Consider the following 22,977-nt stretch of genomic DNA (forward strand, 5'->3'; position numbering starts at 1 on the left):
GTTAACATACAGATTTTTCGATCAATTGAGCTTATCTCATGCCAAGATTAAATCATATCAACATTGCACAGTTTTACATTTACCCCGCTTTATTTTGCACTATGTAGCGTTTAATTCTGGCAATGATAAAGGTCAATATAATTGAGCCGAGGATCAGGCCGACCGAGAAGACCGCATTTTGTAGAGCATTAGGATTAAACACTAACATGCTGCCTAAACCTAACATCATTATGCCTGACATCAGTTTAAGCACTTCACCCTCTTTTTCGGTGAGTTTGCGTTTACCTAATGTCATTGAGAAGACAATCACAATAGCGGCCAGTGGTATAACGTAAACCACATTATAAGCGATGAGGTATAAGTAACGTTGCATGGTATCGAGATCTGATAATGACAACACTGAGGTGTAAATCATTGGAAAGCCTGCGGTGCAGAGCAGCTCGTAGGTATTAGCTAAAATTGCCAAAATAGTTGAACCTAAAATCATTGTTGGTAATGAACTGGCCTTAGATAATTTCCCCATACGCTTAATAAGCGAACCACGGTTTTCCACTGACATGGATAAGCTAACGTCGCCTCGGCCATAAAAGTAATCTTTTATATTGACGATTGCTGCTATCAACGCCAATACCCCCGCACAAGTGATAATGATACCGCCATCACCGCCGCCGAGTACTTGGAATAAGTTAAGCCAAGCGCTCATAAATACGAAGTAGATAAGACCGGAGAAAAATACAAAAATACCGCCCACCAACAGCATACGTTTGCGGCTGCCTGCATTCACCATAATGCTCAGTAAAAATAGCAGCACGAAAAAGGCGCACGGGTTAAAGGCATCAACACCTGCTAACACTAGGGTTAGAACCGGCAATGACATTTCTTCTGGATGTACAGCGCCAATGAGTGGAATGTCGACAGGCTGAACCGTTGGCGCAGGGGCTATGTCGCTGGCTTGGTCAAATGACATACCACATGAGCCTTCGGCTTGTGGATCGTCGCTATTGTCACTACAGGTTTCAAACAGTGGTGCGCTTGCAACTGGCGCAGCTCCGAGGAAATCATCAAGCTTATCACCAATGTCTGCTTTACCACCTTGGCGTTGGTAGCAGTTAACCAAGCGCTCTAGAATGAAACGTCCAGTCACCTCATGGCTGTTATAACCCACTACGGCCTCACCACAAATAGCAAAGTAGGGCACCGATTTGGGTTCAACACCTGTTTTTTGGCCCATTTCCATGAGTTTATCAACATTGCCGGGTTCACTAATGACGTAGTCGTGTAATTCGATCCAGTCAAAACGTTCGCCTAGAGCATCAATAAAAGGATGGGCTTCACGACAATGAGGGCAGGTTTTCGACCAAAAGAAATGCAGCTTTACCACTAGCTGCTGGTTTTGCTGAGTATACCAAATTGAGTCGTCTGTTGAGGCCACGGTACTGGCTATTGAGCTTGGAGCTAATATCAATACACAAAGAAGTAACAGTAATTGGCCAATCAATCGGTTCATAATTTATTCCATTAAAGCGCTAATAGTTAGATTTTATGCCCTAATATGATTACTGTAAGGATCAAGTCTGAATTACGTTAACTGGCTCGCATTACTGGGGTTTTTATCATTCAATATGCCAACTTGATCATGAATTACTGGCGCTAAAGTGCTATGAAAAACCTTCTTTACATAGGTTTACTCTGTCTTAACCCTCATTGACATTGCATTCGGTAAACTGAGTATCAAATCTGCTGAGGCAGACAATAAATCCCATACATACCGAGGAACTTAACAATGAAAACATCATCAATCATCAAAACGAGTTTAGTGGCCTTAGTGGCAAGTTCAGCGTTCTTAGCCAGCCAGTTATATGCGGCAGAGACTACTGATAACACGGTAAAGACAGAAAATGTCGCCGCTAAAGGTGACCGATATCATGGTCATAAGGGTGGCATGCATAAAATGCTACGCATGTTAGATTTAACGGATTCACAGCGAGCTGATGTCAAAGCCGTGTTAAATAAATATCAAGGTAATCGTCCTGAGCGCCCAACGAAAGAACAGCGAGCTGCGCACCGAGCTGACATGCTAGCGTTAATCACTACCGCTGGTTTTGATGAAGCGAAAGCCACTGAAATGGCCCAAGCAAAGCAACAGCAACACATGCAAAAAATGTTGAACCACTTAAAAATGCAGAATGAAATTTATCAACTATTGACCCCTGAACAGCAACAAATGTTTCAAGATAACTTTCAACAAGGTAAAGGCCACAAGCCACGTCGTTAATCAGTTGCTAGCTCAGCATGGTTAAAGCAACATAATCGCCATTACCTTTGGGTAATGGCTTTTTAGTTAATGCCTATATGAAGTGGCATTGTCTCCGTTGCGACTTTATATAAGGTCTTGGTGCAATTTAAGATTATTTAATGAAACATTACCCAAAACAGCCAGCTAACTTGCTATAGTAAGGTCTGTTAAATTATCTGTAAAAAGAGTCGACAACGTCTTTATGAGTACATCATCTGAATATGACTTTTGGGTCAAATTAGCGAGCCGCGCTTCAGTCGCTACAGCACTGTGCCTTATCGTGATCAAATTATTGGCTTGGTTGTATTCAGGCTCTGCCAGTATGTTGGGGTCATTAACGGATTCATTTGCTGATGCACTCGCGTCGATAGTTAATTTTATTGCCATTCGATATGCCATTGTTCCTGCGGACAAAGATCACCGATATGGTCACGGAAAAGCTGAGCCATTAGCGAGTTTGGCGCAAGCTGCGTTTATTTTAGGTTCGGCGTCGTTGTTATTATTGTATGGCGGCGAAAAGTTAATTCATCCAGTACCAGTTACCAATGCCATGAGTGGTATCGTGGTGACTATTATTGCGATAGTCATGACATTTGCCCTTGTTTTGTTGCAACGACATGCTTTGAAAAAAACTAAGAGCTCGTTAGTTGAAGCTGATTCATTGCATTATAAGTCGGACTTATTATTGAATGCGGCTGTGTTGTTCGCCCTAATATTGGCGCAATATGGCTGGTGGTGGGCCGATGGTTTGTTTGCGGTGTTCATTGCATTTTTTATCGGCAATCAAGCGCTTGGGTTAGGTTATCGTTCAGTTCAAAGCTTGCTTGATCGCGAATTAGACACTGAGACTCGTGATAAAATTAAAGCCTTAGCTAAGCAAGATCCTCGCGTCCAAGGCATTCATGATTTACGTACTCGCCAGGCTGGGAAAACGACCTTTATTCAGTTGCACATGGAATTAGCGGGTAACTTATCATTGCATGATGCCCATGAAATAGCAGATAAAGCAGGCTTGACGATTAAAGCGGCGTTTGATGATGCAGAGGTGATTATTCACCAAGATCCGGTGTAGAGAGATTAGAGAATCGCAATCAATGCCAGCTCAACAATATTTGTGTTTAAGCTGGCACAGGTTAGCGTTCAGACGTGTTAGCTTAGAATCCCTGATCACGAAATTGTGCTAAAGCTTGCTGCACTATTTCTGTAATACTGGCATCAATATCGACGGTTACCACTAATGGTTCATTAGTGGGTTCTTCTAATGTGGCAAACTGACTATCGACCATGTTCTGTTTCATAAAGTGGCCTTTTCTTGCCATTATCCGCGCCAAAATCAGTTCATAGCTACCCTTTAAATATAAAAATCCGACCTGTTGATTACCTTTACGGATTTGATCTCGATAAGATTGTTTGAGTGCTGAACAGCCAATGATCACCGTTTTATGTTGGGTTTCAAATTCGAAAGCCAAATCTCGAATACGTGATAACCAAGGTGCCCTATCGGCATCATTTAGGGGTTCTCCTCGAGCCATTTTTTCTATGTTGGCTTGCGGATGCAGATCATCACCGTCTACAAAAGTGGCATTCATCACTTTTGCTAACAGTTCGCCTACGCTGCTTTTACCACATGCGCACACACCCATTACAATAATGCATTTCCCTGTCATTTTCTTACCATTCCTTAATATAAGCTTATATAATTAAAGGCTTATTTTTTCAGCTCAGTTTATGCCTTGAGTTTACTGATCTCATTGAGGTTTGTGAATTCGAATTAGCACTCTCATTAATCTCTTTGGAATATAGTATGGACACAATAGTACCAACCGCAGACCCGACTTACTTGCTGATGATCGCTGCGCTAGCCATTATCGCGTTATTAATACTGATTATTAAAATGAAACTGCACGCTTTTGTGTCATTAACATTGGTGTGTGTGGCAACAGCACTGGCCAGTGGTATTAATAGTGATCAAGTTGTGCCAACAATGATGGCGGGTTTTGGTGGCACTTTAGCTTCTGTTGCCTTGCTTGTTGGTCTTGGCGCTATGATAGGGAAGATTTTGGAGGTAACTGGCGGTGCGAAAGTGCTTGCTGATAGTTTAATTTGCCGTTTTGGTGAAGAAAAAGCCCCATTAGCCTTAGGTATTGCTTCGTTATTATTTGGTTTCCCAATATTTTTTGATGCCGGCCTAATTGTGATGATGCCGATTATTTTTAGTGTTGCTAAACGCTTTGGCGATTCACCTCTTAAGTATGCTTTACCGTCTGCCGGTGCATTTGCCGTGATGCATGCGTTTGTTCCTCCACACCCTGGACCGGTAGCGGCTGCGGATTTACTCGGCGCTAACATTGGTTTATTACTCTTTGTTGGCATGATGGTGGCGATCCCCACTTGGTATATTGGTGCTTATTTATTTGGGTTATATGCGGGTAAAAAATTTGATATTCCCGTGTCAAAAGTGTTCCTCAGTACAGCTCCGATTATCGATGTCGATAAGATCCCGAACTTTGCCACGGTAATGTCGATTTTGCTGTTACCTGTGATACTCATTTTTATGGACACTGGGCTAAACACCTTAGCCGTTGCTGGCGTTATCGATGGTAAGTCACCATTAGTAGAATTACTGCGAATGCTGGGTAAGACGCCAATTGCATTACTGATTACCTTATTAGTATGTTTAGTGGTATTTGCCAAAGACTATGGTATGCAACAGCTCGAGAAATTGTGTGGTGACTCATTAGGGCCTATTTGTGCGGTTATATTAGTGACGGGTGCCGGTGGCATGTTTGGTGGCGTATTACGTGCAAGTGGAATTGGTCAGGCATTAGCGGATGCATTGTCACATACAGGTATGCCACTAATCGTTGCGGCATTTGTCATTGCCACCTGTCTTCGGGTGGCACAAGGGTCGGCAACCGTCGCATTAACCACAACAGCGGCGTTAATTGCGCCTATGGTAGCGGCAACCGCTGGATTAAGTGCTTTGGATTTATGTTTTATTGTTATTGCCATTGCAGGTGGTTCAACTGTGTTATCACACTTTAATGATTCCGGTTTTTGGTTGGTTGGACGTTTAATGGGAATGGATGAAAAAACCACCTTAAAAACCTGGACCGTTATGGAAACCCTACTGGGTACTATTGCCTTTATCATTGTGGGTTCACTAAGCATACTGTTGTAAATATCAGCCAGTGATGGGGTTGATATTTTCGATACTAAAAAGCCGCAGTAGCGGCTTTTTGTTCATGTAATATAGTGTGTTGATCGCCTTTATATTATGTAAAAACAAGTTGATTAGTGATTTGGGATCGAGCTTGCTCTAATGCTGAATCTGCCCGCAAAATAAAACTGTCGATAGTATCATCGGCTTGCCAGTTCGACACGCCAACACTGGCGCTAAAACGAATAGGCTTATTGGTTTCTGGTTCTATTAGCGATGTATCATCATTGCTATGGCGAATATTCTCGGCAATATTTAAGACTATCTTTTTGCTATTAGCTTGGATGATGGCAATAAACTCATCACCACTCCAACGAGCGATTAAGTCGACTTCACCTAGATTGTTTTGGCAATGTTGAGCAAAATTAACTAAGGCTTTATCACCCATTTTATGGCCAAATAAATGATTAATTTGCTTTAAATCGTCTACGCCGATCAATAAACAATAAAGGTGCTCACGCTTAAGATTAGTATCGGTTATTAATCGCTGACTAAAATGCAATAGCCCTCGTCGATTCAGTACCTTGGTAAGGTAATCAATATAGATTTCCTTATTGAGTAAGTCCTTTAGCAAATAAGATTCAGTAATATCGATCATGGTCATTTGAATGGCGGGTTGTCCCTCCCAACTGATAACAGTCTCCAGTATTTTTACCCATATGAGACGACCACTTGAATGCAAGCACTGGATATCGACAGTCTGAGGTGTAATGGTATTGGCTAGCAATGCATTGTTAGCCTCTATTCGCTGTGCTTGATAACTAGGTTCAATGATACCCATAATCGATTTGAGTGACATAATACTTTGGCGATTAGGGTAACCAAGTAGGGTCGCGAGTGTTTCATTACAATATAGCGGGCTAAAGTTGCGATGCACCAAAACACCTTGCACCGATCCATTAGCTAACTGTTGATAGCGATGCTCACTTTGTACAACAGCTTGTTTGAGTGCGGTGACTTCGGTTAAATCAACAATTGTTATTTGCAGTGCTGTTCGACCTTGCCATTCGACAAGGTGTTCAATGGCTAATACATTAATCGTCATACCAAGACGGTTACGATTAATATAATTTCGCACCTGAGGCTTTTCGATTCCACTCATTAATGCATAGTAAGTGTGTGCCGCGAGATCCTGTAGTTCAGGATCGATTAACTCTAAAATACTTTTCAGCGCTAAGATTTCTTTAGCGGTTTGATAACCGAAGATTTTTGCATAACTATCATCTGCATACAGTGGTATAAAGTCTTGATGAATAACCACACCAAAAGGAGCATCAGAATTCACAATCTGTCCTTAGTTGAATATTACATTTTAGGCCGCAATTTTCATGGTACGTATACTATTGCTTCTGCAGCCAAGTCAATGCCATGTGTAAATGCGGTAACGTCGACTATTTGAGATCATGTTTTATATTAGAATTAGACAAAAATAGTGCTGCCACAGCAATAAGCTTAACAATGTTATAACATCATTATGGCTATATTGTGTAGTTCTGCTTTTAGTCCATTGATAGCTCTTTTAATTTACGTGTCAGAGTATTTCTTCCCCAGCCGAGGCGTTTAGCGGCTTCTTGTTTATGGCCTTGAGTATGTCTTAACGCTGTTTCAAGTAAGATACGCTCAAATTCAGGCTGAACTTCAGTTAATAAATCACTTTCACCCGCAGCAAGCTTTTCATCAATCCAATCTGTTAACGCGGTTTGCCAATCACTTGCTCCAGCTGTTTTCTGTTGGCTGCTAACCGGATCTTTGAGTAATTCTGGTGGTAAATCCTGTGGTAATATTTCTTGTCCAGAAGCCATTACAGTTAACCATCGACACGTATTTTCCAGTTGTCGCACATTGCCTGGCCAAGGTAAATTAGCCAGTTTTACTGCGGTGGCTTTGGTTAATATTTTGGGCTCTACGCCAATTTCTTTTGCTGCTGTGGTTAAAAAATGATTAGCGAGCTGGGCAATGTCTTCACGACGCTGTGATAATGGCGGTAGGTGAACTCGAATCACATTGAGACGATGAAATAAATCTTCACGGAAGGTGCCTTTTTGTACCAATACTTCAAGATTTTGGTGGGTTGCAGCAATAATGCGAACGTCCACTTGCACAGCTTGATGGCCGCCAACACGATAGAATTGTCCATCAGCAAGTACTCGTAATAACCGAGTTTGCACATCGATTGGCATATCACCAATTTCATCTAAAAATAAGGTACCGCCATTGGCTTGCTCAAAACGACCTTGGCGCACATTCGCGGCACCTGTAAATGCTCCTTTTTCGTGACCGAAGAGTTCTGATTCAATCAAATCTTTTGGGATGGCAGCCATATTAAGCGCAATAAAGGGTTTTTCCTTACGCGGGCTGTGTTTGTGCAATGCCCCGGCAACGAGTTCTTTACCTGTACCTGATTGACCATTGATCAATACACTAATTGACGAACGAGATAAGCGACCTATGGCCCGAAAAACTTCCTGCATCGCTGGTGCTTCACCAATAATTTCAGGGGTTTTAATCGAAGTATCTATCACCGGTTGAGGTGTTTGCTCTGTGGCATGAGTCAGTGCGCGTTCTACTAAATTAATCGCCTCGTCGATATCAAACGGTTTGGGCAAGTATTCAAATGCACCTGCTTGATATGCGCTCACCGCACTGTCTAAGTCAGAGTGAGCTGTCATGATGATCACTGGAATATGCGGATAATGCAGCTGTAAGCGATCCAGTAAGGTTAACCCATCAGTTCCTGGCATGCGGATGTCTGACACTATGACTTGTGGTTGAGATGCCTCTAAGGCTTGCCATAAAGATTCTGCAGCAGCAAAGCTGGCTGTTGACAGTGATGCGCCTTTAAGAGCTTTTTCGAGTACCCAACGGATCGAACTATCATCATCGAGGATCCAAACTTGTTCACTAATGTTCATGTTACTACCTCATTCTGCCTACATAGGGCATGCTTGTTATTGTAATGGCAGATTAATAATAAATTCGGTATGACCTGGAACCGAAATACAATCGATGCGACCGCGGTGTAATCGGGCAATGTTGTGTGCAATGGATAAACCTAATCCAGACCCTTCATCACGACCGGTAACCATAGGGTAAAAAAGGGTATCCAATAGTTCAGATGGAATACCTGGGCCGTTATCAATAATCGACAATGCAAGTACCACTTTATAGCGGTGGGTTCCAATCGTGACCTGATGCTGGGTGCGAGTGCGGATAACAATATCTCCGCCACAATGCTCTAAAGCCTGAATGGCATTTTGGACAATATTCAATACAGCTTGTTGCATTTGATCTGAGTCCATTTCAATGTCTGGAATGGACGGGTCGTAATCTCGTTTTAAATGGATATTGTCTGGTAGCGCCATTTCAATTAGTTTAAGCACTTTTTCAATGACTTGATGAATACTTTGTTGTGTATGTTGTGTCGGACGTTGCGGGCCAAGTAAGCGGTCTACTAGATTACGCAACCTATCTGCTTGTTCGATGATTAAGGTGGTAAATTCTTTTAAATCAGGTGAAGTTAGTTCTCGAGACAATAACTGTGCCGCACCACGAAGGCCGCCCAGTGGGTTTTTAATTTCATGAGCTAAGTTACGGACCAAAAACTGTGCAGCTTGCTGTTGCGCGTCCATATTCAGCTGTTGATGAATACGCCGCTGTTGATCCACTTGACGCAGTTCTAAGATGCTGAGGTTATTATCATTTTCAATTGGCATCAAGGTAATATCAACAGTGTGATGCTGACCATCAAGGGTAATCAATACGGCAGTATTAATGGTGAGCCCTTGGCCGGCATTAACGGCATCGCGCAATAACTGTGGCTCAACTCCCATAAGCTGATAAAGTTCAGGAAGCGTTTGTTCTAATAGCTTGTGGTTACCGACCCCCAATAATTGTTCAGCAGCAGCATTGGCATAATATGGCTTGAGCTGATTATTAATAACCAGCACAGCGGTAACTAAGTGATTGAGCAGGTTATTTGTGTCCATTAGCCGTCCTAGTATAGGGTTGCACTATCATATTGCACCGAATTGGTGCAATTCGCAACCCGAAACACACAAGCTCTCACTAAGATAAGTAGTCACACATATTTTTTTAAGTTAATGAATAAACTGATTTTTATCTTATTTACTTGGACTTTCTTGCGGGTCCAAATACAGATGCTTGGTGAAGAAATATCTTTCTAGGAGAGCTTGATGCAAGGACTTTGCCGTTTTGTGTTACAGCATTAACAACCAGTGAGTGTTCACCTCGGTTAATGCCGGTTAATGTAAATATATTTGATGCTTGAGGTGGTGCAGTGACAATACCATCAACCAATAATGTCATCATCACACCGCGAGGCAGTTCCGGAGAGACACTTACTGATACAGTGAACGCGCCGTTATTATCTCGAATCGTTGCCTCTTCTTGAGGAGAGGTGATTGAGATTGAGTAGCTAATTGGGGCTTCTTTTGGCTCAGTGGTGTTGATTTTGGTGGGAGTGTTAATGGTTATATTATTCTGCGTATTTTCTTTTAGATCAACAGCTTCAGCATTCTTTTTCGCTTCATCTGAGTAATGCACTTTACCTTTTTCATCGACCCAGCGGTAAACGGTTGCGAGGCTTTGCGCGCTTAATAATAAACCAATAAGGATGAGAATACGCATAATGCACTCCATAAAACGATAGTTTCAATTAGAGTAGACGTTTTTATAAAAAAAATCAGCTTAAACTGTGTTGTTTAAGCTGAATGTAAGCGGGCACTATTAAATCAATATTGTTTATTAAGGTGCAATAACCCTATATATATTGGCAGCAGTACTCTGAAATTTGTGCCGTACGGATACTAAAGCTCACATTTGGTGCAAGCTGAAAGTGAGTACCTGTAGCATAGACTGCCCATTCAGTTTGACCAGGCAATAACACCTCAAATTCGCCTGAGATGACCTGCATTATTTCACCTTGAGCAGTAGCAAATTCATATTCACCAGGCAACACAACACCTAAAGTTTGTTTACTGTCATCAGCCAACACCACACTTCTACTAATCACTTTACCGTTAAAATACACATTGGCTTTTTTAGCGACGCTTACCTGTTGCAACATACTCATATATTCTCCTTAAAAATCATCTTGAGTCGAATCTATCTGCGTTTACGTAAAATATCTAGTTAAATGTTTTCATCTTGTATCATTAGCATCGCTTCGCTGCTAGGGCGTGACTACGTCCTGCTAGAGTCGCTTCGCTGCTAGGGCGTGACTTCGTCACTGCTAGAGTTGCTTCGCTGTTAAGCTGTTGACTTTATAGCCTCTAGCCGCGAAGCGTACTAGCAGCGCAGCGTCCTAGGCTGCCTGTAGAGACCAGACAACAAAAAGCCCAGATGCAGGCATCTGGGCTTTTTAGGTCTTAATGAGTGTTGCCACTCATTAATGGTAATTAACTGCGGTTATTACGCTTACGCTCGTTTTCAGTTAAGAATCTCTTACGAACACGGATGTTCTTAGGAGTTACTTCAACTAATTCATCATCATCGATGAATTCAAGAGCTTGCTCAAGTGTCAGTGTAATAGGAGTCGTCAATACTTGTGCTTCATCAGTACCTGATGCGCGCATGTTAGTTAGCTGCTTACCTTTCAAACAGTTTACTGTCAAATCGTTAGAGCGAGCATGAATACCCACTACTTGACCTTCATACACTTCAGCAGCGTGACCAATAAACATACGACCACGGTCTTGTAATGCGAATAAGGCGAATGTTAGTGCCTTACCTGTTGCGTTTGAAATCAATACGCCGTTAGCGCGTTGACCAATATCGCCACCTTTGTGTGGACCGTAATGATCAAATGAATGATAAATTAGACCAGTACCAGATGTTGCAGTTAAGAATTCGGTTTGGAAACCAATTAAGCCACGGCTTGGGATAACGAAGTCGATACGTACACGACCTTTACCATCAAGCTGCATGTCTTTCATTTCGCCTTTACGAACACCTAATTTTTCAATTACGGTACCTTGATGATCTTCTTCAACATCAACAGTAACTGTTTCGTATGGTTCACATAACTCACCATCGATTGTTTTTAGAATAACTTCTGGACGCGATACAGCTAATTCATAACCTTCACGACGCATGTTTTCAATTAGAATCGATAAGTGTAATTCACCACGACCTGAAACGCGGAAACGGTCTGGACTTTCTGTTTCTTCAACGCGTAGTGCTACGTTGTGAACTAATTCAGTCTGTAAACGTTCAAGAATGTTACGTGAAGTAACGTACTTACCTTCTTTACCCGCGAACGGAGAAGTGTTTACTTGGAATGTCATCGTTAGTGTTGGTTCATCAACAGTTAACGGTGGCATTGCTTCTACTGCATTCACAGCACAGATAGTGTCAGAGATTTTAAGCTCGCCTAAACCTGTGATGGCAACGATGTCACCAGCATTTGCAATTGGTACTTCAGTACGATCAAGACCCATGTAACCTAATACTTGGCCCATTTTACCGTTACGTGTCTTACCGTCAGCGCCAATAATGGTCACTTGTTGGTTAGTCTTAATGCTACCACGGGTAATACGCCCAATACCGATAACACCCACGTATGAGTTATAATCGATTTGAGAAATTTGCATTTGGAATGGCGCTTCTGCATCAGCATCTGGGAAAGATACTTTCTCAACGATAGTTTGGAATAGCGGCGTCATATCATCGCTCGCTACATCTGGGTCTAAGGTTGCAAAACCATTTAATGCCGAAGCATAAACGATTGGGAAATCGAGTTGTTCGTCAGTGGCACCTAAGTTAACGAATAAATCGAATACTTGGTCAATAACCCAATCAGGACGAGCACTTGGACGGTCAATTTTGTTGATAACAACAATTGGCTTAAGGCCTTGAGCGAATGCTTTCTTGGTTACAAAGCGAGTTTGTGGCATAGGACCATCAACTGCATCAACCAAAAGTAATACTGAGTCAACCATAGATAGAACACGTTCAACTTCACCACCGAAATCGGCGTGGCCAGGAGTATCTACGATATTAATACGGTAGTCGTTCCACTGGATGGCTGTGTTCTTTGCCAGAATGGTGATCCCACGTTCTTTTTCAAGATCGTTAGAATCCATAACCCGCTCAGTAGCTTCTCCACGAGATGCAAGGGTTCCTGACTGCGCCAACATTTTGTCAACCAGGGTTGTTTTGCCATGGTCAACGTGGGCAATAATGGCGATGTTACGTAAATTCTCTAGCACGGATAAACCTCTAAACCAGCAAATAAAAAAAAAGGATCTAACAGTAGTTATAGGTTATAGCTACTGTAAAAAAGCGTGCCATTCTACTTCACAGCAGCTTTTGTAGATAGGATTATTTTTGAACACTTGTAAATCTATCGCTTGCTATGGATTAAAAAACAGCATAAAACGTTTATATATTAAGCATAACCATACTGTAATACAAAAATGTGACATTGTTTAAAATAGCCATATTTACAGGGTGCACTATTATGGACTTTTGCACCATGATGAAACATAGTGGTGCTCGAAGATGGTGCAGATTTATTTTTTTGAAGATTTGATAGAAGTCTCATATCAATAAAATCAATTAGTTAGCGAAGTGGCATGAATATCGCTTATTACAGACCATTATGCACAGATTCGTTTTCCAGATGCACCATCTGGCGAATACCAAGATTATATTAAGGGACAACCCTTTACCCTACCGGAGGCTTGAGAATGTCAGTTGAATCAGTTTTAAAACAACTTGTAGAGTTAGAAGTTAAGTTTGTAGACTTACGCTTTACCGACACTAAAGGTAAAGAGCAGCACGTTTCTATTCCTTCTCATCAAGTAAATGAAGAATTTTTTGAAGACGGTAAAATGTTTGATGGCTCTTCAATCGCAGGCTGGAAAGGCATTAATGAATCTGACATGGTACTCATGCCTGATCCTACAACGTTTGTACTTGATCCTTTTACTGAAGAAACAACCGCACTTATTCGTTGTGATATTTTAGAGCCTGGTACTATGACAGGTTATGATCGTGACCCACGTTCAATTGCAAAAAAAGCTGAGCAGTATCTAATTTCTACTGGTATCGCAGATACAGTATTGATTGGTCCAGAGCCTGAATTCTTCCTATTTGACGATGTCCGTTTTGGTACTGACATGTCAGGTTGTTTTGTTAAAATTGATGCTAAAGAAGCTTCATGGAACTCAGCTAAAAGCTATGAAGAAGGTAACACTGGTCACCGTCCAATGGTGAAAGGTGGTTACTTCCCAGTTGCACCAGTTGACTCTTCACAAGACTTACGTTCAGCAATGTGTTTAGTGCTGGAAGAAATGGGTCAAGTGGTTGAAGCGCATCACCATGAAGTGGCAACAGCCGGTCAAAACGAAATCGCTACGCGTTTTAACACATTGACTAAAAAAGCGGACGAAATTCAAATTCTTAAGTATGTCGTTCATAACATGGCTCATGCTTATGGCAAGACGGCGACATTTATGCCAAAACCAATCGTTGGCGACAACGGTAGTGGTATGCACGTGCATCAATCTTTGTCTAAAGATGGCGTAAACTTATTTGCTGGTGATAAGTATGCTGGTTTGAGTGACCTTGCTCTTTATTACATCGGCGGCATCATTAAGCATGCTCGTGCATTGAATGCATTCACTAACCCAAGCACTAACTCTTACAAGCGTTTAGTGCCACATTTTGAAGCGCCAGTCATGCTTGCGTATTCTGCTCGTAACCGCAGTGCTTCAATTCGTATTCCAGTGGTACCAAGCCCTAAAGGTCGTCGTATCGAAGCGCGCTTCCCTGATCCACATGCAAACCCATATTTAGGTTTTGCAGCATTGCTAATGGCTGGTCTTGACGGTATTCAAAACAAGATCCACCCAGGCGAAGCGATGGATAAAGATCTATATGACTTACCTGCTGAAGAAGCGGCTGAAATTCCACAGGTTGCGACTTCATTAGAAAACGCACTAGAAAATTTACAAGCGGATCATGAGTTCTTAACTAAAGGCGGCGTGTTCAGCGAAGACTTTATTCAGTCTTATATTCAGCTTAAAACAGCAGAATCTGAGCGTGTAGCACGTACTACTCATCCACTTGAGTTTGAAATGTACTACAGCTTGTAATGACTCAATTGTTTCGGCAATAAATCAGTCAACAAAACCCGATAATCACTTATCGGGTTTTTTTTATGTGAAAAAATAACAATATTGTCAGGCTTATTTTTTGTAGTGCGCAATTGTTTGATATTTTTGTGAATAACGTAAGTTTTTAGAGGATTTCACTCAAGAGTGTGATATTTATACCGTTAATCACTCACTCAAAAACGATGTGTTCAATGGATAAGAAAGACCTCAAGCTATTAGAAATACTGCAACGTCAGGGCCGAATGGCAGTTTCTGAATTGGCCGACAAGGTTAATATGTCAGATACTCCTTGTTTGCGACGAGTCAAAAAGCTTGAACAAGATAAGGTTATTTTAGGTTATGGTGCGCAAGTTGATCCGCTAAAGGTAGGCTTGAATGTGGTGGTTTATACATCGGTTCGTTTAACTGAGCATACTGATCAATCAACCGCATTATTTGAATCTACTATGGCGCAACTCCCACAAGTGATGGAGTGTGCAGTAGTGACTGGGGCGTATGATTATGTGCTCAAAATAGTTGCTAAAGACTTAGTTTCCTATGAGCACTTCATCAAGAAATCTCTTGGTAACCTCAGGTTTGTCGCGAGCATTGAAACCACTGTGGTACTAAAGCAAATTTTTAGCCGCACTGCCTTACCGGTAGATGAATCGCCGATCGATTGAGCTACCCTGGAATATCAATCAGTTCAACAATCTCCAAAGCAGCTGTCAGAACATCATAGATGACGAATGTAGAGACAGTGCTTTTGGGTATTGAATTGATGTTTTTGCTAATGGCTAGCCTTGCTCCATTGACTCAATAAACTTATTTGATTCAGCAATTGATTTGTTCATGTCGTTAATCAGGCTGGATATGTCGGTTTGTAAATTGGCAAAATCGCCTTTAATGGCCCCAATCGCTTGCGCGTTTAGGTTATGTTTTAAATACAACATATTATCTTTCATTGCCGTTAAAATGGGTGGCATTTTGGCTTCGGCACGACGCATGCTTTTGACCAGCGAGTTATATGAACGCTTGGTCTCATTGAGTTTGTTGGTGCTGTTGCGGCGTAAACTGGCTTTGCTAATTTCTTCGATTTCAGTTTGCCATTCGTCAAATAATGCATCAGCGACATCTTCGACTTTCTCAATGCGATTGCTGACTTCATCAGCTGCAGATTGAGCTGACTCATACTCATCTTTGGCTTTATTGTAGGCATCTTCTAAATCACCGCCATCAAATGCCAATAATGCCTGCATTTCTGCCAACGCAGAACTAAACTCCTTTTGAGCGTCTTGTTGCGACTCTTTAGCGCTTTGTACTCTATCAACCATAATGTCGCGCTTGTGATAGCCGACTTTTTCCATTGCACCGTAGTAGGCGCTTTGACAACCGCTCAACAGTAAACTGCTACTTAATAGTGCCAGTGATATCCATTTTTTCATCAATGTGTCTCTTTTATTGTGTGAGGCGAAAAAGACTTCGCTGAGGTTAATTATTTGATTAACTGCCTGATTTAAATTTTGCAGCGTCGATGATGCTCCACAAATGGAATAGACCACCAATGATTGCAGGGATCACCAGCACAAAAAAGAAATAGCAAACGGCAGTAATGCAGAAAAATAATAAAGCCGCTAAGATACGCCCTTGTAAAAGCTGCCCTAAACCCGGGAAAAACAAACTCGCGACAGCAGCGAGCACATTGCCCGCCGAACCTTGTTGTGACATCAATTTGCTCCATTATTCGATGACTAATATGTTATAACATTGTACGAAGTTAGTGACTTAATACAAATGTTATCTCCACTAACGAGGTATTAAATAAGGATTATTATGCCCAAAAAGTTTAATTACAGCCCTATTGTGGCTTTTTTGAGTGGGATTTGGCAGTTTCTACTCCATCTCAAACAACGGCTGACAGAAGATCAAATTAATATCCGCGCAGGGCATTTAGCTTATGTGACCCTGCTGTCATTGGTGCCTATGATCGCCGTCACCATGTCGATGTTATCGGCTTTTCCGGTGTTTAAAGGCATTAGAGGTAACATTGAAGGGTTTATTTATAATAATTTTATCCCTGCTGCAGGGGATACGGTTCAAGTTTATATTAATGAGTTTGTTGCCAATGCATCTAAAGGCACCTTTGTCGGTATTATTGCGTTAGTGTTCGTTGCTATTATGCTGATTTCCGCTATCGATAAAGCGCTCAATAATATTTGGCGAATTACTGATAAACGCTCATATGTTGTTTCTTTTTCTATGTATTGGATGGTATTGACCCTAGGTCCTGTGCTTATTGGCGCTAGTTTGGTGGCAACCTCATATGTTGTGTCATTAGAGGTGGTAACTGGCAGTGAGTTGTCTGGATTAGTGCCGTGGATTGTTGAACGCCTGCCGTTACTGTTTTCTGCGGCCTCAATATTACTGTTGTACATGGTGGTACCGAATAAAAAAGTGCAGTTTTCACATGCCTTATTAGGGGCCATTGTTGCAGCCGTTTTGTTTGAAGCCGGTAAAAAAGGCTTTGCGTTTTATGTGACTCAATTTCCAAGTTACGAAGCGATATATGGGGCGCTGGCGGTTATTCCTATTTTATTTGTTTGGGTATATTTATCGTGGATTATTGTTTTGCTTGGTGCTGAAATTACCGCGGCTTTACCAGAATATTTAGAGGGCTTATCTGTCATTGCAGAAGATCTTAAAGCCGAAATATTTTCAGAGACTGAAAAGCAAAGCCTACACAATGTGCATGATCCTTTAGTAGTTGATAAGCCGTCTACTGGATCGGTTTCCTCAACTGATAAGTATTAATCTTGATGACTGAATTACCGCTATTTATTCAACAACAATTTGTTGATGTGGGTAACAGTCATCAACTACATGTTGCTGAATATGGTTGCGAAAAGGGCCCCGCATTATTGTATTTACACGGCGGCCCTGGTGCAGGTTGTTGCCGGAGTGAGCTAAGCTTATTTGTTAGTACAGGGTTTCATATTTATTTTGTTGACCAACGCGGCGCGGGACGCTCGTTACCATCTGGGTGTCTATTGCACAACACAGTAATGGATTTGGTGGCTGATATTGAAACGCTAAGGTGCACCTTTGACGTTGAGCAATGGTATTTAGCAGGAGGTTCTTTTGGCGCGACATTGGCTTGGTTGTACAGTGGTTTGTATCCTAGCCGCGTGATCGCTCAAGTGTTATGGGGAATGTTTATTCCCTCTCAACTCGGCATAAATTGGTTATATGGACCTAATGGTGCAAGCCAGTTTTTTAACACTCAATATGCACGATTCATTGATGTTCTTGAGCCCAAGCTTACAACGGCTTTACCACAGGCCAATACACATAGTCCTGCCATTGCTATTGATCACCTTATGAATGCTTACCAAGTTGTTCTCAATCATCATAATCCACAAGTAGTTGAAGATGCAGTGCAACACTGGCTTATGTGGGAATATGCATTAGCGCAGCCAAGTCAGTTTATGGGCGAGGTCGCCCAACCGTTAAGCTGCGCGAAAATAGGTCATCATTATGTGCAACAGCATTTTTTTGATGTGTATAGCCAATTTAAAACACTTGCAAGCGCTATTGAGGCCACAACAGTATTAATCCAAGGTGAATATGATTGGGTTTGTCCTCAACATATATTAACGGCGTTTTTAGAAGAGTGTAGTCATCAGTCTATAGATTATCAGCATGTTAGCGCGGGATATCATGCCTTAACGGATCAAGCCGTTTTTCAAGCCGTTACCCAAGCCATTTTACGTTTAGATAACGCGGCATCTAAGTTCAGCTAATAAACAGCTTCATTTAATAATAATTTGTTAATGTTGTTCTATTTAATATGATGTTATCCAAAAAATGTCGCTAAATAGAATATTTTTAGGATGGTTATGATTGCATTAATTCAACGTGTTAAACGCGCATCAGTCTCGGTAGACGACGCAATAGTCGGCAAAATTGACCAAGGCTTATTAGTGCTACTCGGTGTGGAGCGCGAAGATAATATTGATAAAATGGCTAAATTAGCCATGAAAGTCATTAACTATCGGGTGTTTAGTGATGAAAATGGCAAGATGAATCTAAATCTGGCTCAAGTTGGTGGCAAATTATTAGTGGTGTCACAATTTACCTTGGCAGCAGATACTGGTAAAGGTTTAAGACCGAGTTTTTCTTGTGCCGCAACACCCGAGCAAGCAGATAGTCTTTATCTGGCTTTTGTGGAGTATTGCCGTCAACAAGGGGTTATGACCGAGACAGGTCAATTTGGTGCAGATATGCAGGTCGAGTTGGTCAATGATGGCCCTGTAACCTTTAATCTGCAGGTATAGGACAGTTCTATTGTCACCATAGATCAACCATCGGAGGGATGCCGTTATGATTGATATGTCGTTCACTGAAGCACAATCAGACGCTAAGGTCACAGCCTTGCTTAAAACCTTGTGTGAAACTTGGCACAACACTATTCCTGTCAGTAAATTTATGGGTATTACTCCAGTATTATTCAATGGCGATAGCTTAAAGGTGACCGCACCAATTGAGCCCAACATTAACTTACATCACACCATGTTTGCTGGCAGCATTTATACTTTAATGACCCTAACTGGATGGGGAATGGTGTGGTTACAGCAGCAGTTGTCACAAGCTCATGGCGACATTGTCTTGGCTGATGCGAAAGTAAGGTATTTGAAGCCTGTTACTAAACAGCCTTATGCTAAAGTGATTTGGCCTTATACCGATTTAACTCCATTAACCAGAGGTCGACGCGTCAAGATGACTTTAGAGGTCGCCTTGTATTGCGATGAGATCATGTGCGCTACGTTCACTGGCCAGTTTGTGTCTTTGCCACAACAATCATCTAGTGTAGATTGAGTTAATATCTTTCTATTTTATCGAATGTTATTGCGAAATTAATGCACTTTTCTTCTTTTTTATAGACTAATATACTGGCTCAATTGGTCAGGCGTGTAGCCATATGACCTAACAAACATATGGGTGAGACTTAACAATGGCAAAAGTATTAATTTTAAAATCAAGCGTTCTAGGCAGTTATTCACAATCTTCAGCATTAGTTGATTATTTAAATCAACAATGGAGCAGCAAAGGTGCGCAAATTACTGTGCGTGATTTAGGCAGTGAACCAGTACCAATGTTAGATGGTGAAATTGCTTCTGGTCTTCGTGGTGGCGATGATTTGTCTGAGCGTCAATTAGCTGCATTAGCCCTATCGAACGAATTAGTGGCTGAAATTAAAGCTCATGACACTATTGTTATTGCTGCACCAATGTACAATTTTAGCATACCAACTACGTTAAAAAGTTGGATCGATTTCATTGCCCGTGCTGGCGTGACTTTTACTTATACCGATACCGGCCCAGTTGGCTTGATTGAAGGTAAGCGTGCCATTATAGTGACCACCCGCGGCGGGGCTCATAAAGGTGGCACCACAGATCACGTAGTGCCTTATTTAATCACAGTACTTGGTTTTATTGGGATTACTGATGTTGAAACCGTTTATGCTGAATCATTAAACATGGGTCCAGATGCTGCAGAAGCTGGGATAAGCCAAGCTAAAAAAGCGATTGACGCTATTACACTCTAAGTTAACCCGAGTTCAGGTTAAGTTAAGTCAATTTTCGAGTTAAGAGCACCTAAACCCATTGCGGGTTTAGGTGTTTTTTTATGCTAATTGTGTCTATTACCTTTGATAGGCGGTTGATCTATTTTTGGTTAAATTTTTTCGAGATTAAAGCGTGTTAAGCGAGGCGATTGCTGCCTGGCAATCTAAGCAAAATTCGCTCAACAATGAGTAAAATACTTTTAGTCGACCCTTTGGTAACCTTGTTGGCCATTTCTACAGCGTTATTGGCTTTTTTATATAGCGTAACGACACAACGAAACTAGATCACTCACGGTTTGAGCTATGGACCAATAGTTTGTTGCTAAAACAGCCTTCATAGCTCAACAGACTCTAGATTACTTCTGTTACTGAGCATTTGCCTTTGTGATACTTATACTACTATTAAAAAATTAATTTACTCATTGAATGAACCTAAAGCTCATTTTGAACCGTATTGTGGCGGCTATGGCACAAAATGTAATAGGCTCACTTATTAATGATGCCTGAGGGCGCTATGGGCAAATATAAAATAGTGACTATAATGATTTTATGCTGATTGATATGAACTTATGCATTTAAAAAGAGTAGCGATTGCAATAGTGCTGATTTTTATCACCTTAGGTCTTGTGCCTATATTGATGGTGGTTAGCCAATGGTCTGCCAATGAGCAGGCATATGGCATTAGTAGCAATGACAGCGAACAGCTGAGCTTTAGTTGGCAAGGCGTTGACAAGCACATTCATCACTTTCCTGCCTCTTCTGCAGGATACACTTATTTATTTATGGGTTTTTTATCGTGCTCTGAAATTTGCCCGATACGGATCCAACAAATGATGCAATTGGAGCAACACATACAGCAGGATGCTTTGTTAACTGGAGCTGAGGTGCAATTTATGTTTGTGACGATTGACCCCAACAATGACACTCTGGCAGTTCGTAAAAGCATAATAGATGATATCTCACCGCGTTTTGTGAGTGCGTCATTGTCTGACGATGCTTTACAGCAACTGGATAGACGTTTATCGGAAAATATTAACCTTGAGCTCGCCAGCATTAATCATGTCGGCAAGTTGTTTTTATTGTCGCCTAATGGGGCGGTCAAGCGGATCTACACGTCCCAGCAGCTTTCAACTCAAAAAATGTTGCTTGAACTTAAGCAAATTATTTCCTCTGAAACTTAGGTATGTCTATGAGTGATAAATACACAATTGAACTGTTAAAAAAACACGATTCACACATATATCAAATTTTAATGTTGCAAGCACCATTACTGTTTATTAGCGGTTTCTTTGGCGCAAAAATGCTGACTTTCAGTACCTTTTCGGCAGTCGCGATTTTAGTCATAGTACAGCTTAGCTATAGTCTGCTAAAGGGGACTGAGTTATTTGCCATTGTTGGTGCGGTGATCATGATGACCGTCTCGGCGTTGCTGATCCAAAGCCAAATGGGCATGATTGAAATGCATTTTCATATTTTTGCTTCTATGGGGGTGTTTTTAATTTACTTACGCTGGCAGCCTTTACTGGCCTCGCTTCTTACCGTTGCAGTACATCATATTGGCTTAACCTATATTCAGCTGCAAGGTGTGAGCTTGTTTGATACTCCAGTGATGATATTTGCCGGCGATTGCAACTGGACCATCATGTTGGTCCATGCATTATTTGCTGCCGCCGAAACCTTTATTCTTATTCGTATTGCCTTTTTTATGCGCACCGATGCCATTGCCAATCAACGTATTGCCGGTGCCATCGAGCAGATATCGTCTAATAAAGATTTATCGATACGCTTATCTTCTGCTGACACACCAGCGGAGATATCCTTTAATTTAATGCTCGAAGAGTTGTCGCAGCTATTTAATGACTATCGCGATATTGCCGTCAAGATGGGCAGTACTTCAGATAATTTGATGAGCTTGAGCGAGCAAGCTCAGCAGGGGGTTCAAGAGCAAAATGCTCAAGCTGGAATTATTGCTGAATCGACTCAACATGTGATCGATAGTTTTCAGCAAATGGCTCACGATAGCCAAGTTTCAGCAGATCAAGCAAGAGAGGGGGCAACCTCAAGTATTGGTGATCGTCAAAGTGCATTAAATATCATGAAAGACATGCAGGCGCTAGAAACCAATATGACTGAAGTGACCGAGTCGATGACTGATTTAACTCAAGATGTCACTTCGATCACCACTTTACTTCAGGCGATCCGCAGTATTTCAGATCAGACTAACTTACTGGCATTAAACGCAGCCATTGAAGCGGCGAGAGCGGGTGAGAGTGGCCGAGGTTTTGCGGTTGTGGCAGATGAAGTTCGTACTCTAGCAAAACGGACTAGTCAATCGACCGATAGCATTGAAAAAGTACTCAGTCGTTTGAATGTCAGCATGTTAAAAACCGTTGAGTCAATGGATCAAGGTAGGCAGCGTACGAGCCAAAATGTGCAGCATACAAATAATATTGCCCAAGGGTTAGATCAACGTTCTGGTCAGATTGGCCAAGTGGCGACTTTGAGTAACAATGTGGCTAATGGTACCCAAGAGCAAGCGGGCAGACTGACTCAAATTGGTGCGGAGATTTTAGATAATGCCAAAGCGGTAGTGCTGCTATCGGAACAGGTGCAAAAATTGGCCGGTGGAGCGGTAGAGATGAAACGAATCACCGAAGATTATCAAGCTAAAGCAGCGGCTTATAAAGTGTAATCCACAGTAAAGCAGGCGAATGGATAA

Annotated in this window: 22 protein-coding genes; 12 read left to right on the forward strand and 10 right to left on the reverse strand. The window is 41.7% G+C overall.

Going from position 1 to position 22,977, the window contains the following annotated elements; translation table 11 throughout:
• Window positions 1-79: 79 nt before the first annotated feature.
• Window positions 80-1,507: a thioredoxin family protein gene (locus H5114_RS12060; RefSeq protein WP_182723065.1), complete on the reverse strand. Its 1,428-nt coding sequence runs from the start codon at window positions 1,505-1,507 to the stop codon at window positions 80-82.
• Between the two features lie 276 nt (window positions 1,508-1,783).
• Between H5114_RS12060 and H5114_RS12065 the strand changes: the two genes are divergently transcribed.
• Together H5114_RS12065 and H5114_RS12070 are read left to right on the forward strand one after the other, a co-directional pair.
• Entirely contained in the window at window positions 1,784-2,275 is a 492-nt protein-coding gene (locus tag H5114_RS12065; RefSeq protein ID WP_124017434.1) for a Spy/CpxP family protein refolding chaperone, read from the forward strand.
• A 223-nt stretch (window positions 2,276-2,498) separates the two neighbouring features.
• Complete coding sequence (locus tag H5114_RS12070) at window positions 2,499-3,368, forward strand: cation diffusion facilitator family transporter (RefSeq protein ID WP_182697718.1); 870 nt, start codon at window positions 2,499-2,501, stop codon at window positions 3,366-3,368.
• Window positions 3,369-3,450: 82 nt separating this feature from the next.
• Here H5114_RS12070 and H5114_RS12075 read toward each other — a convergent pair whose 3' ends face one another.
• Window positions 3,451-3,963, reverse strand: coding sequence for a gluconokinase (locus tag H5114_RS12075; protein ID WP_182723066.1), 513 nt, complete (start codon window positions 3,961-3,963; stop codon window positions 3,451-3,453).
• A gap of 137 nt (window positions 3,964-4,100) precedes the next feature.
• On the opposite strand from H5114_RS12075, the gene H5114_RS12080 reads away from it, so the two are divergent.
• Window positions 4,101-5,477 carry a GntP family permease gene (locus tag H5114_RS12080; protein ID WP_124017437.1) on the forward strand — a complete coding sequence of 459 codons (1,377 nt, stop codon included), beginning with the start codon at window positions 4,101-4,103 and terminating at the stop codon, window positions 5,475-5,477.
• A 94-nt stretch (window positions 5,478-5,571) separates the two neighbouring features.
• Here H5114_RS12080 and H5114_RS20645 read toward each other — a convergent pair whose 3' ends face one another.
• The 6 genes from H5114_RS20645 to typA form a co-directional block, all read right to left on the reverse strand.
• Window positions 5,572-6,801, reverse strand: coding sequence for a sensor domain-containing diguanylate cyclase (locus H5114_RS20645; RefSeq protein WP_182723067.1), 1,230 nt, complete (start codon window positions 6,799-6,801; stop codon window positions 5,572-5,574).
• A 214-nt stretch (window positions 6,802-7,015) separates the two neighbouring features.
• Complete coding sequence (gene glnG, locus H5114_RS12090; RefSeq protein WP_124017439.1) at window positions 7,016-8,428, reverse strand: nitrogen regulation protein NR(I); 1,413 nt, start codon at window positions 8,426-8,428, stop codon at window positions 7,016-7,018.
• 36 nt (window positions 8,429-8,464) lie between these two features.
• Window positions 8,465-9,502 carry a nitrogen regulation protein NR(II) gene (gene glnL / locus H5114_RS12095; RefSeq protein WP_182723068.1) on the reverse strand — a complete coding sequence of 346 codons (1,038 nt, stop codon included), beginning with the start codon at window positions 9,500-9,502 and terminating at the stop codon, window positions 8,465-8,467.
• Between the two features lie 139 nt (window positions 9,503-9,641).
• Complete coding sequence (locus tag H5114_RS12100; protein WP_182723069.1) at window positions 9,642-10,163, reverse strand: DUF4124 domain-containing protein; 522 nt, start codon at window positions 10,161-10,163, stop codon at window positions 9,642-9,644.
• A gap of 133 nt (window positions 10,164-10,296) precedes the next feature.
• Window positions 10,297-10,608, reverse strand: a complete 312-nt coding sequence (locus H5114_RS12105) for a pyrimidine/purine nucleoside phosphorylase (RefSeq protein WP_124017442.1) — start codon at window positions 10,606-10,608, stop codon at window positions 10,297-10,299.
• Between the two features lie 325 nt (window positions 10,609-10,933).
• A complete protein-coding gene (gene typA, locus H5114_RS12110; protein ID WP_182723070.1) occupies window positions 10,934-12,745 on the reverse strand; it encodes a translational GTPase TypA in 1,812 nt (603 codons plus the stop codon).
• A 480-nt stretch (window positions 12,746-13,225) separates the two neighbouring features.
• On the opposite strand from typA, the gene glnA reads away from it, so the two are divergent.
• Together glnA and H5114_RS12120 are read left to right on the forward strand one after the other, a co-directional pair.
• On the forward strand, window positions 13,226-14,635 hold the full coding sequence (gene glnA / locus H5114_RS12115; protein WP_124017444.1) for a glutamate--ammonia ligase: 1,410 nt from the start codon (window positions 13,226-13,228) through the stop codon (window positions 14,633-14,635).
• Between the two features lie 212 nt (window positions 14,636-14,847).
• Entirely contained in the window at window positions 14,848-15,318 is a 471-nt protein-coding gene (locus tag H5114_RS12120) for an Lrp/AsnC family transcriptional regulator (protein ID WP_182723071.1), read from the forward strand.
• Window positions 15,319-15,432: 114 nt separating this feature from the next.
• Here H5114_RS12120 and H5114_RS12125 read toward each other — a convergent pair whose 3' ends face one another.
• Window positions 15,433-16,080: a DUF2959 domain-containing protein gene (locus tag H5114_RS12125; protein ID WP_124017446.1), complete on the reverse strand. Its 648-nt coding sequence runs from the start codon at window positions 16,078-16,080 to the stop codon at window positions 15,433-15,435.
• Window positions 16,081-16,138: 58 nt separating this feature from the next.
• Window positions 16,139-16,363 carry a hypothetical protein gene (locus tag H5114_RS12130; protein WP_011635820.1) on the reverse strand — a complete coding sequence of 75 codons (225 nt, stop codon included), beginning with the start codon at window positions 16,361-16,363 and terminating at the stop codon, window positions 16,139-16,141.
• Between the two features lie 105 nt (window positions 16,364-16,468).
• Between H5114_RS12130 and H5114_RS12135 the strand changes: the two genes are divergently transcribed.
• The 7 genes from H5114_RS12135 to H5114_RS12165 all read left to right on the forward strand — a co-directional run bounded on the left by H5114_RS12135 (window position 16,469) and on the right by H5114_RS12165 (window position 22,950).
• Window positions 16,469-17,446, forward strand: a complete 978-nt coding sequence (locus tag H5114_RS12135; RefSeq protein ID WP_124017447.1) for a virulence factor BrkB family protein — start codon at window positions 16,469-16,471, stop codon at window positions 17,444-17,446.
• Between the two features lie 5 nt (window positions 17,447-17,451).
• Entirely contained in the window at window positions 17,452-18,435 is a 984-nt protein-coding gene (locus tag H5114_RS12140) for an alpha/beta fold hydrolase (RefSeq protein WP_182723072.1), read from the forward strand.
• Between the two features lie 96 nt (window positions 18,436-18,531).
• Window positions 18,532-18,969 carry a D-aminoacyl-tRNA deacylase gene (gene dtd / locus H5114_RS12145; protein ID WP_124017449.1) on the forward strand — a complete coding sequence of 146 codons (438 nt, stop codon included), beginning with the start codon at window positions 18,532-18,534 and terminating at the stop codon, window positions 18,967-18,969.
• A gap of 46 nt (window positions 18,970-19,015) precedes the next feature.
• A complete protein-coding gene (locus tag H5114_RS12150) occupies window positions 19,016-19,510 on the forward strand; it encodes a thioesterase domain-containing protein (RefSeq protein WP_124017450.1) in 495 nt (164 codons plus the stop codon).
• 136 nt (window positions 19,511-19,646) lie between these two features.
• Complete coding sequence (locus H5114_RS12155) at window positions 19,647-20,240, forward strand: FMN-dependent NADH-azoreductase (RefSeq protein ID WP_124017451.1); 594 nt, start codon at window positions 19,647-19,649, stop codon at window positions 20,238-20,240.
• A gap of 587 nt (window positions 20,241-20,827) precedes the next feature.
• On the forward strand, window positions 20,828-21,439 hold the full coding sequence (locus tag H5114_RS12160) for an SCO family protein (RefSeq protein ID WP_124017452.1): 612 nt from the start codon (window positions 20,828-20,830) through the stop codon (window positions 21,437-21,439).
• Window positions 21,440-21,447: 8 nt separating this feature from the next.
• On the forward strand, window positions 21,448-22,950 hold the full coding sequence (locus H5114_RS12165; protein ID WP_182723073.1) for a methyl-accepting chemotaxis protein: 1,503 nt from the start codon (window positions 21,448-21,450) through the stop codon (window positions 22,948-22,950).
• Window positions 22,951-22,977: the final 27 nt, after the last annotated feature.

Source organism: Shewanella sp. SR43-8 (assembly GCF_014163775.1).
Taxonomy (GTDB): Bacteria; Pseudomonadota; Gammaproteobacteria; order Enterobacterales; family Shewanellaceae; genus Shewanella; species Shewanella vesiculosa.

Coding starts and splice junctions, on each gene's coding strand:
- H5114_RS12060 (WP_182723065.1), bottom strand. CDS start 1,507: ATGAACCGATTGATTGGCCAATTACTGTTACTTCTTTGTGTATTGATA.
- H5114_RS12065 (WP_124017434.1), top strand. CDS start 1,784: ATGAAAACATCATCAATCATCAAAACGAGTTTAGTGGCCTTAGTGGCA.
- H5114_RS12070 (WP_182697718.1), top strand. CDS start 2,499: ATGAGTACATCATCTGAATATGACTTTTGGGTCAAATTAGCGAGCCGC.
- H5114_RS12075 (WP_182723066.1), bottom strand. CDS start 3,963: ATGACAGGGAAATGCATTATTGTAATGGGTGTGTGCGCATGTGGTAAA.
- H5114_RS12080 (WP_124017437.1), top strand. CDS start 4,101: ATGGACACAATAGTACCAACCGCAGACCCGACTTACTTGCTGATGATC.
- glnG (WP_124017439.1), bottom strand. CDS start 8,428: ATGAACATTAGTGAACAAGTTTGGATCCTCGATGATGATAGTTCGATC.
- glnL (WP_182723068.1), bottom strand. CDS start 9,502: ATGGACACAAATAACCTGCTCAATCACTTAGTTACCGCTGTGCTGGTT.
- H5114_RS12100 (WP_182723069.1), bottom strand. CDS start 10,163: ATGCGTATTCTCATCCTTATTGGTTTATTATTAAGCGCGCAAAGCCTC.
- H5114_RS12105 (WP_124017442.1), bottom strand. CDS start 10,608: ATGAGTATGTTGCAACAGGTAAGCGTCGCTAAAAAAGCCAATGTGTAT.
- glnA (WP_124017444.1), top strand. CDS start 13,226: ATGTCAGTTGAATCAGTTTTAAAACAACTTGTAGAGTTAGAAGTTAAG.
- H5114_RS12120 (WP_182723071.1), top strand. CDS start 14,848: ATGGATAAGAAAGACCTCAAGCTATTAGAAATACTGCAACGTCAGGGC.
- H5114_RS12125 (WP_124017446.1), bottom strand. CDS start 16,080: ATGAAAAAATGGATATCACTGGCACTATTAAGTAGCAGTTTACTGTTG.
- H5114_RS12130 (WP_011635820.1), bottom strand. CDS start 16,363: ATGTCACAACAAGGTTCGGCGGGCAATGTGCTCGCTGCTGTCGCGAGT.
- H5114_RS12135 (WP_124017447.1), top strand. CDS start 16,469: ATGCCCAAAAAGTTTAATTACAGCCCTATTGTGGCTTTTTTGAGTGGG.
- H5114_RS12140 (WP_182723072.1), top strand. CDS start 17,452: ATGACTGAATTACCGCTATTTATTCAACAACAATTTGTTGATGTGGGT.
- dtd (WP_124017449.1), top strand. CDS start 18,532: ATGATTGCATTAATTCAACGTGTTAAACGCGCATCAGTCTCGGTAGAC.
- H5114_RS12150 (WP_124017450.1), top strand. CDS start 19,016: ATGATTGATATGTCGTTCACTGAAGCACAATCAGACGCTAAGGTCACA.
- H5114_RS12155 (WP_124017451.1), top strand. CDS start 19,647: ATGGCAAAAGTATTAATTTTAAAATCAAGCGTTCTAGGCAGTTATTCA.
- H5114_RS12160 (WP_124017452.1), top strand. CDS start 20,828: ATGCATTTAAAAAGAGTAGCGATTGCAATAGTGCTGATTTTTATCACC.
- H5114_RS12165 (WP_182723073.1), top strand. CDS start 21,448: ATGAGTGATAAATACACAATTGAACTGTTAAAAAAACACGATTCACAC.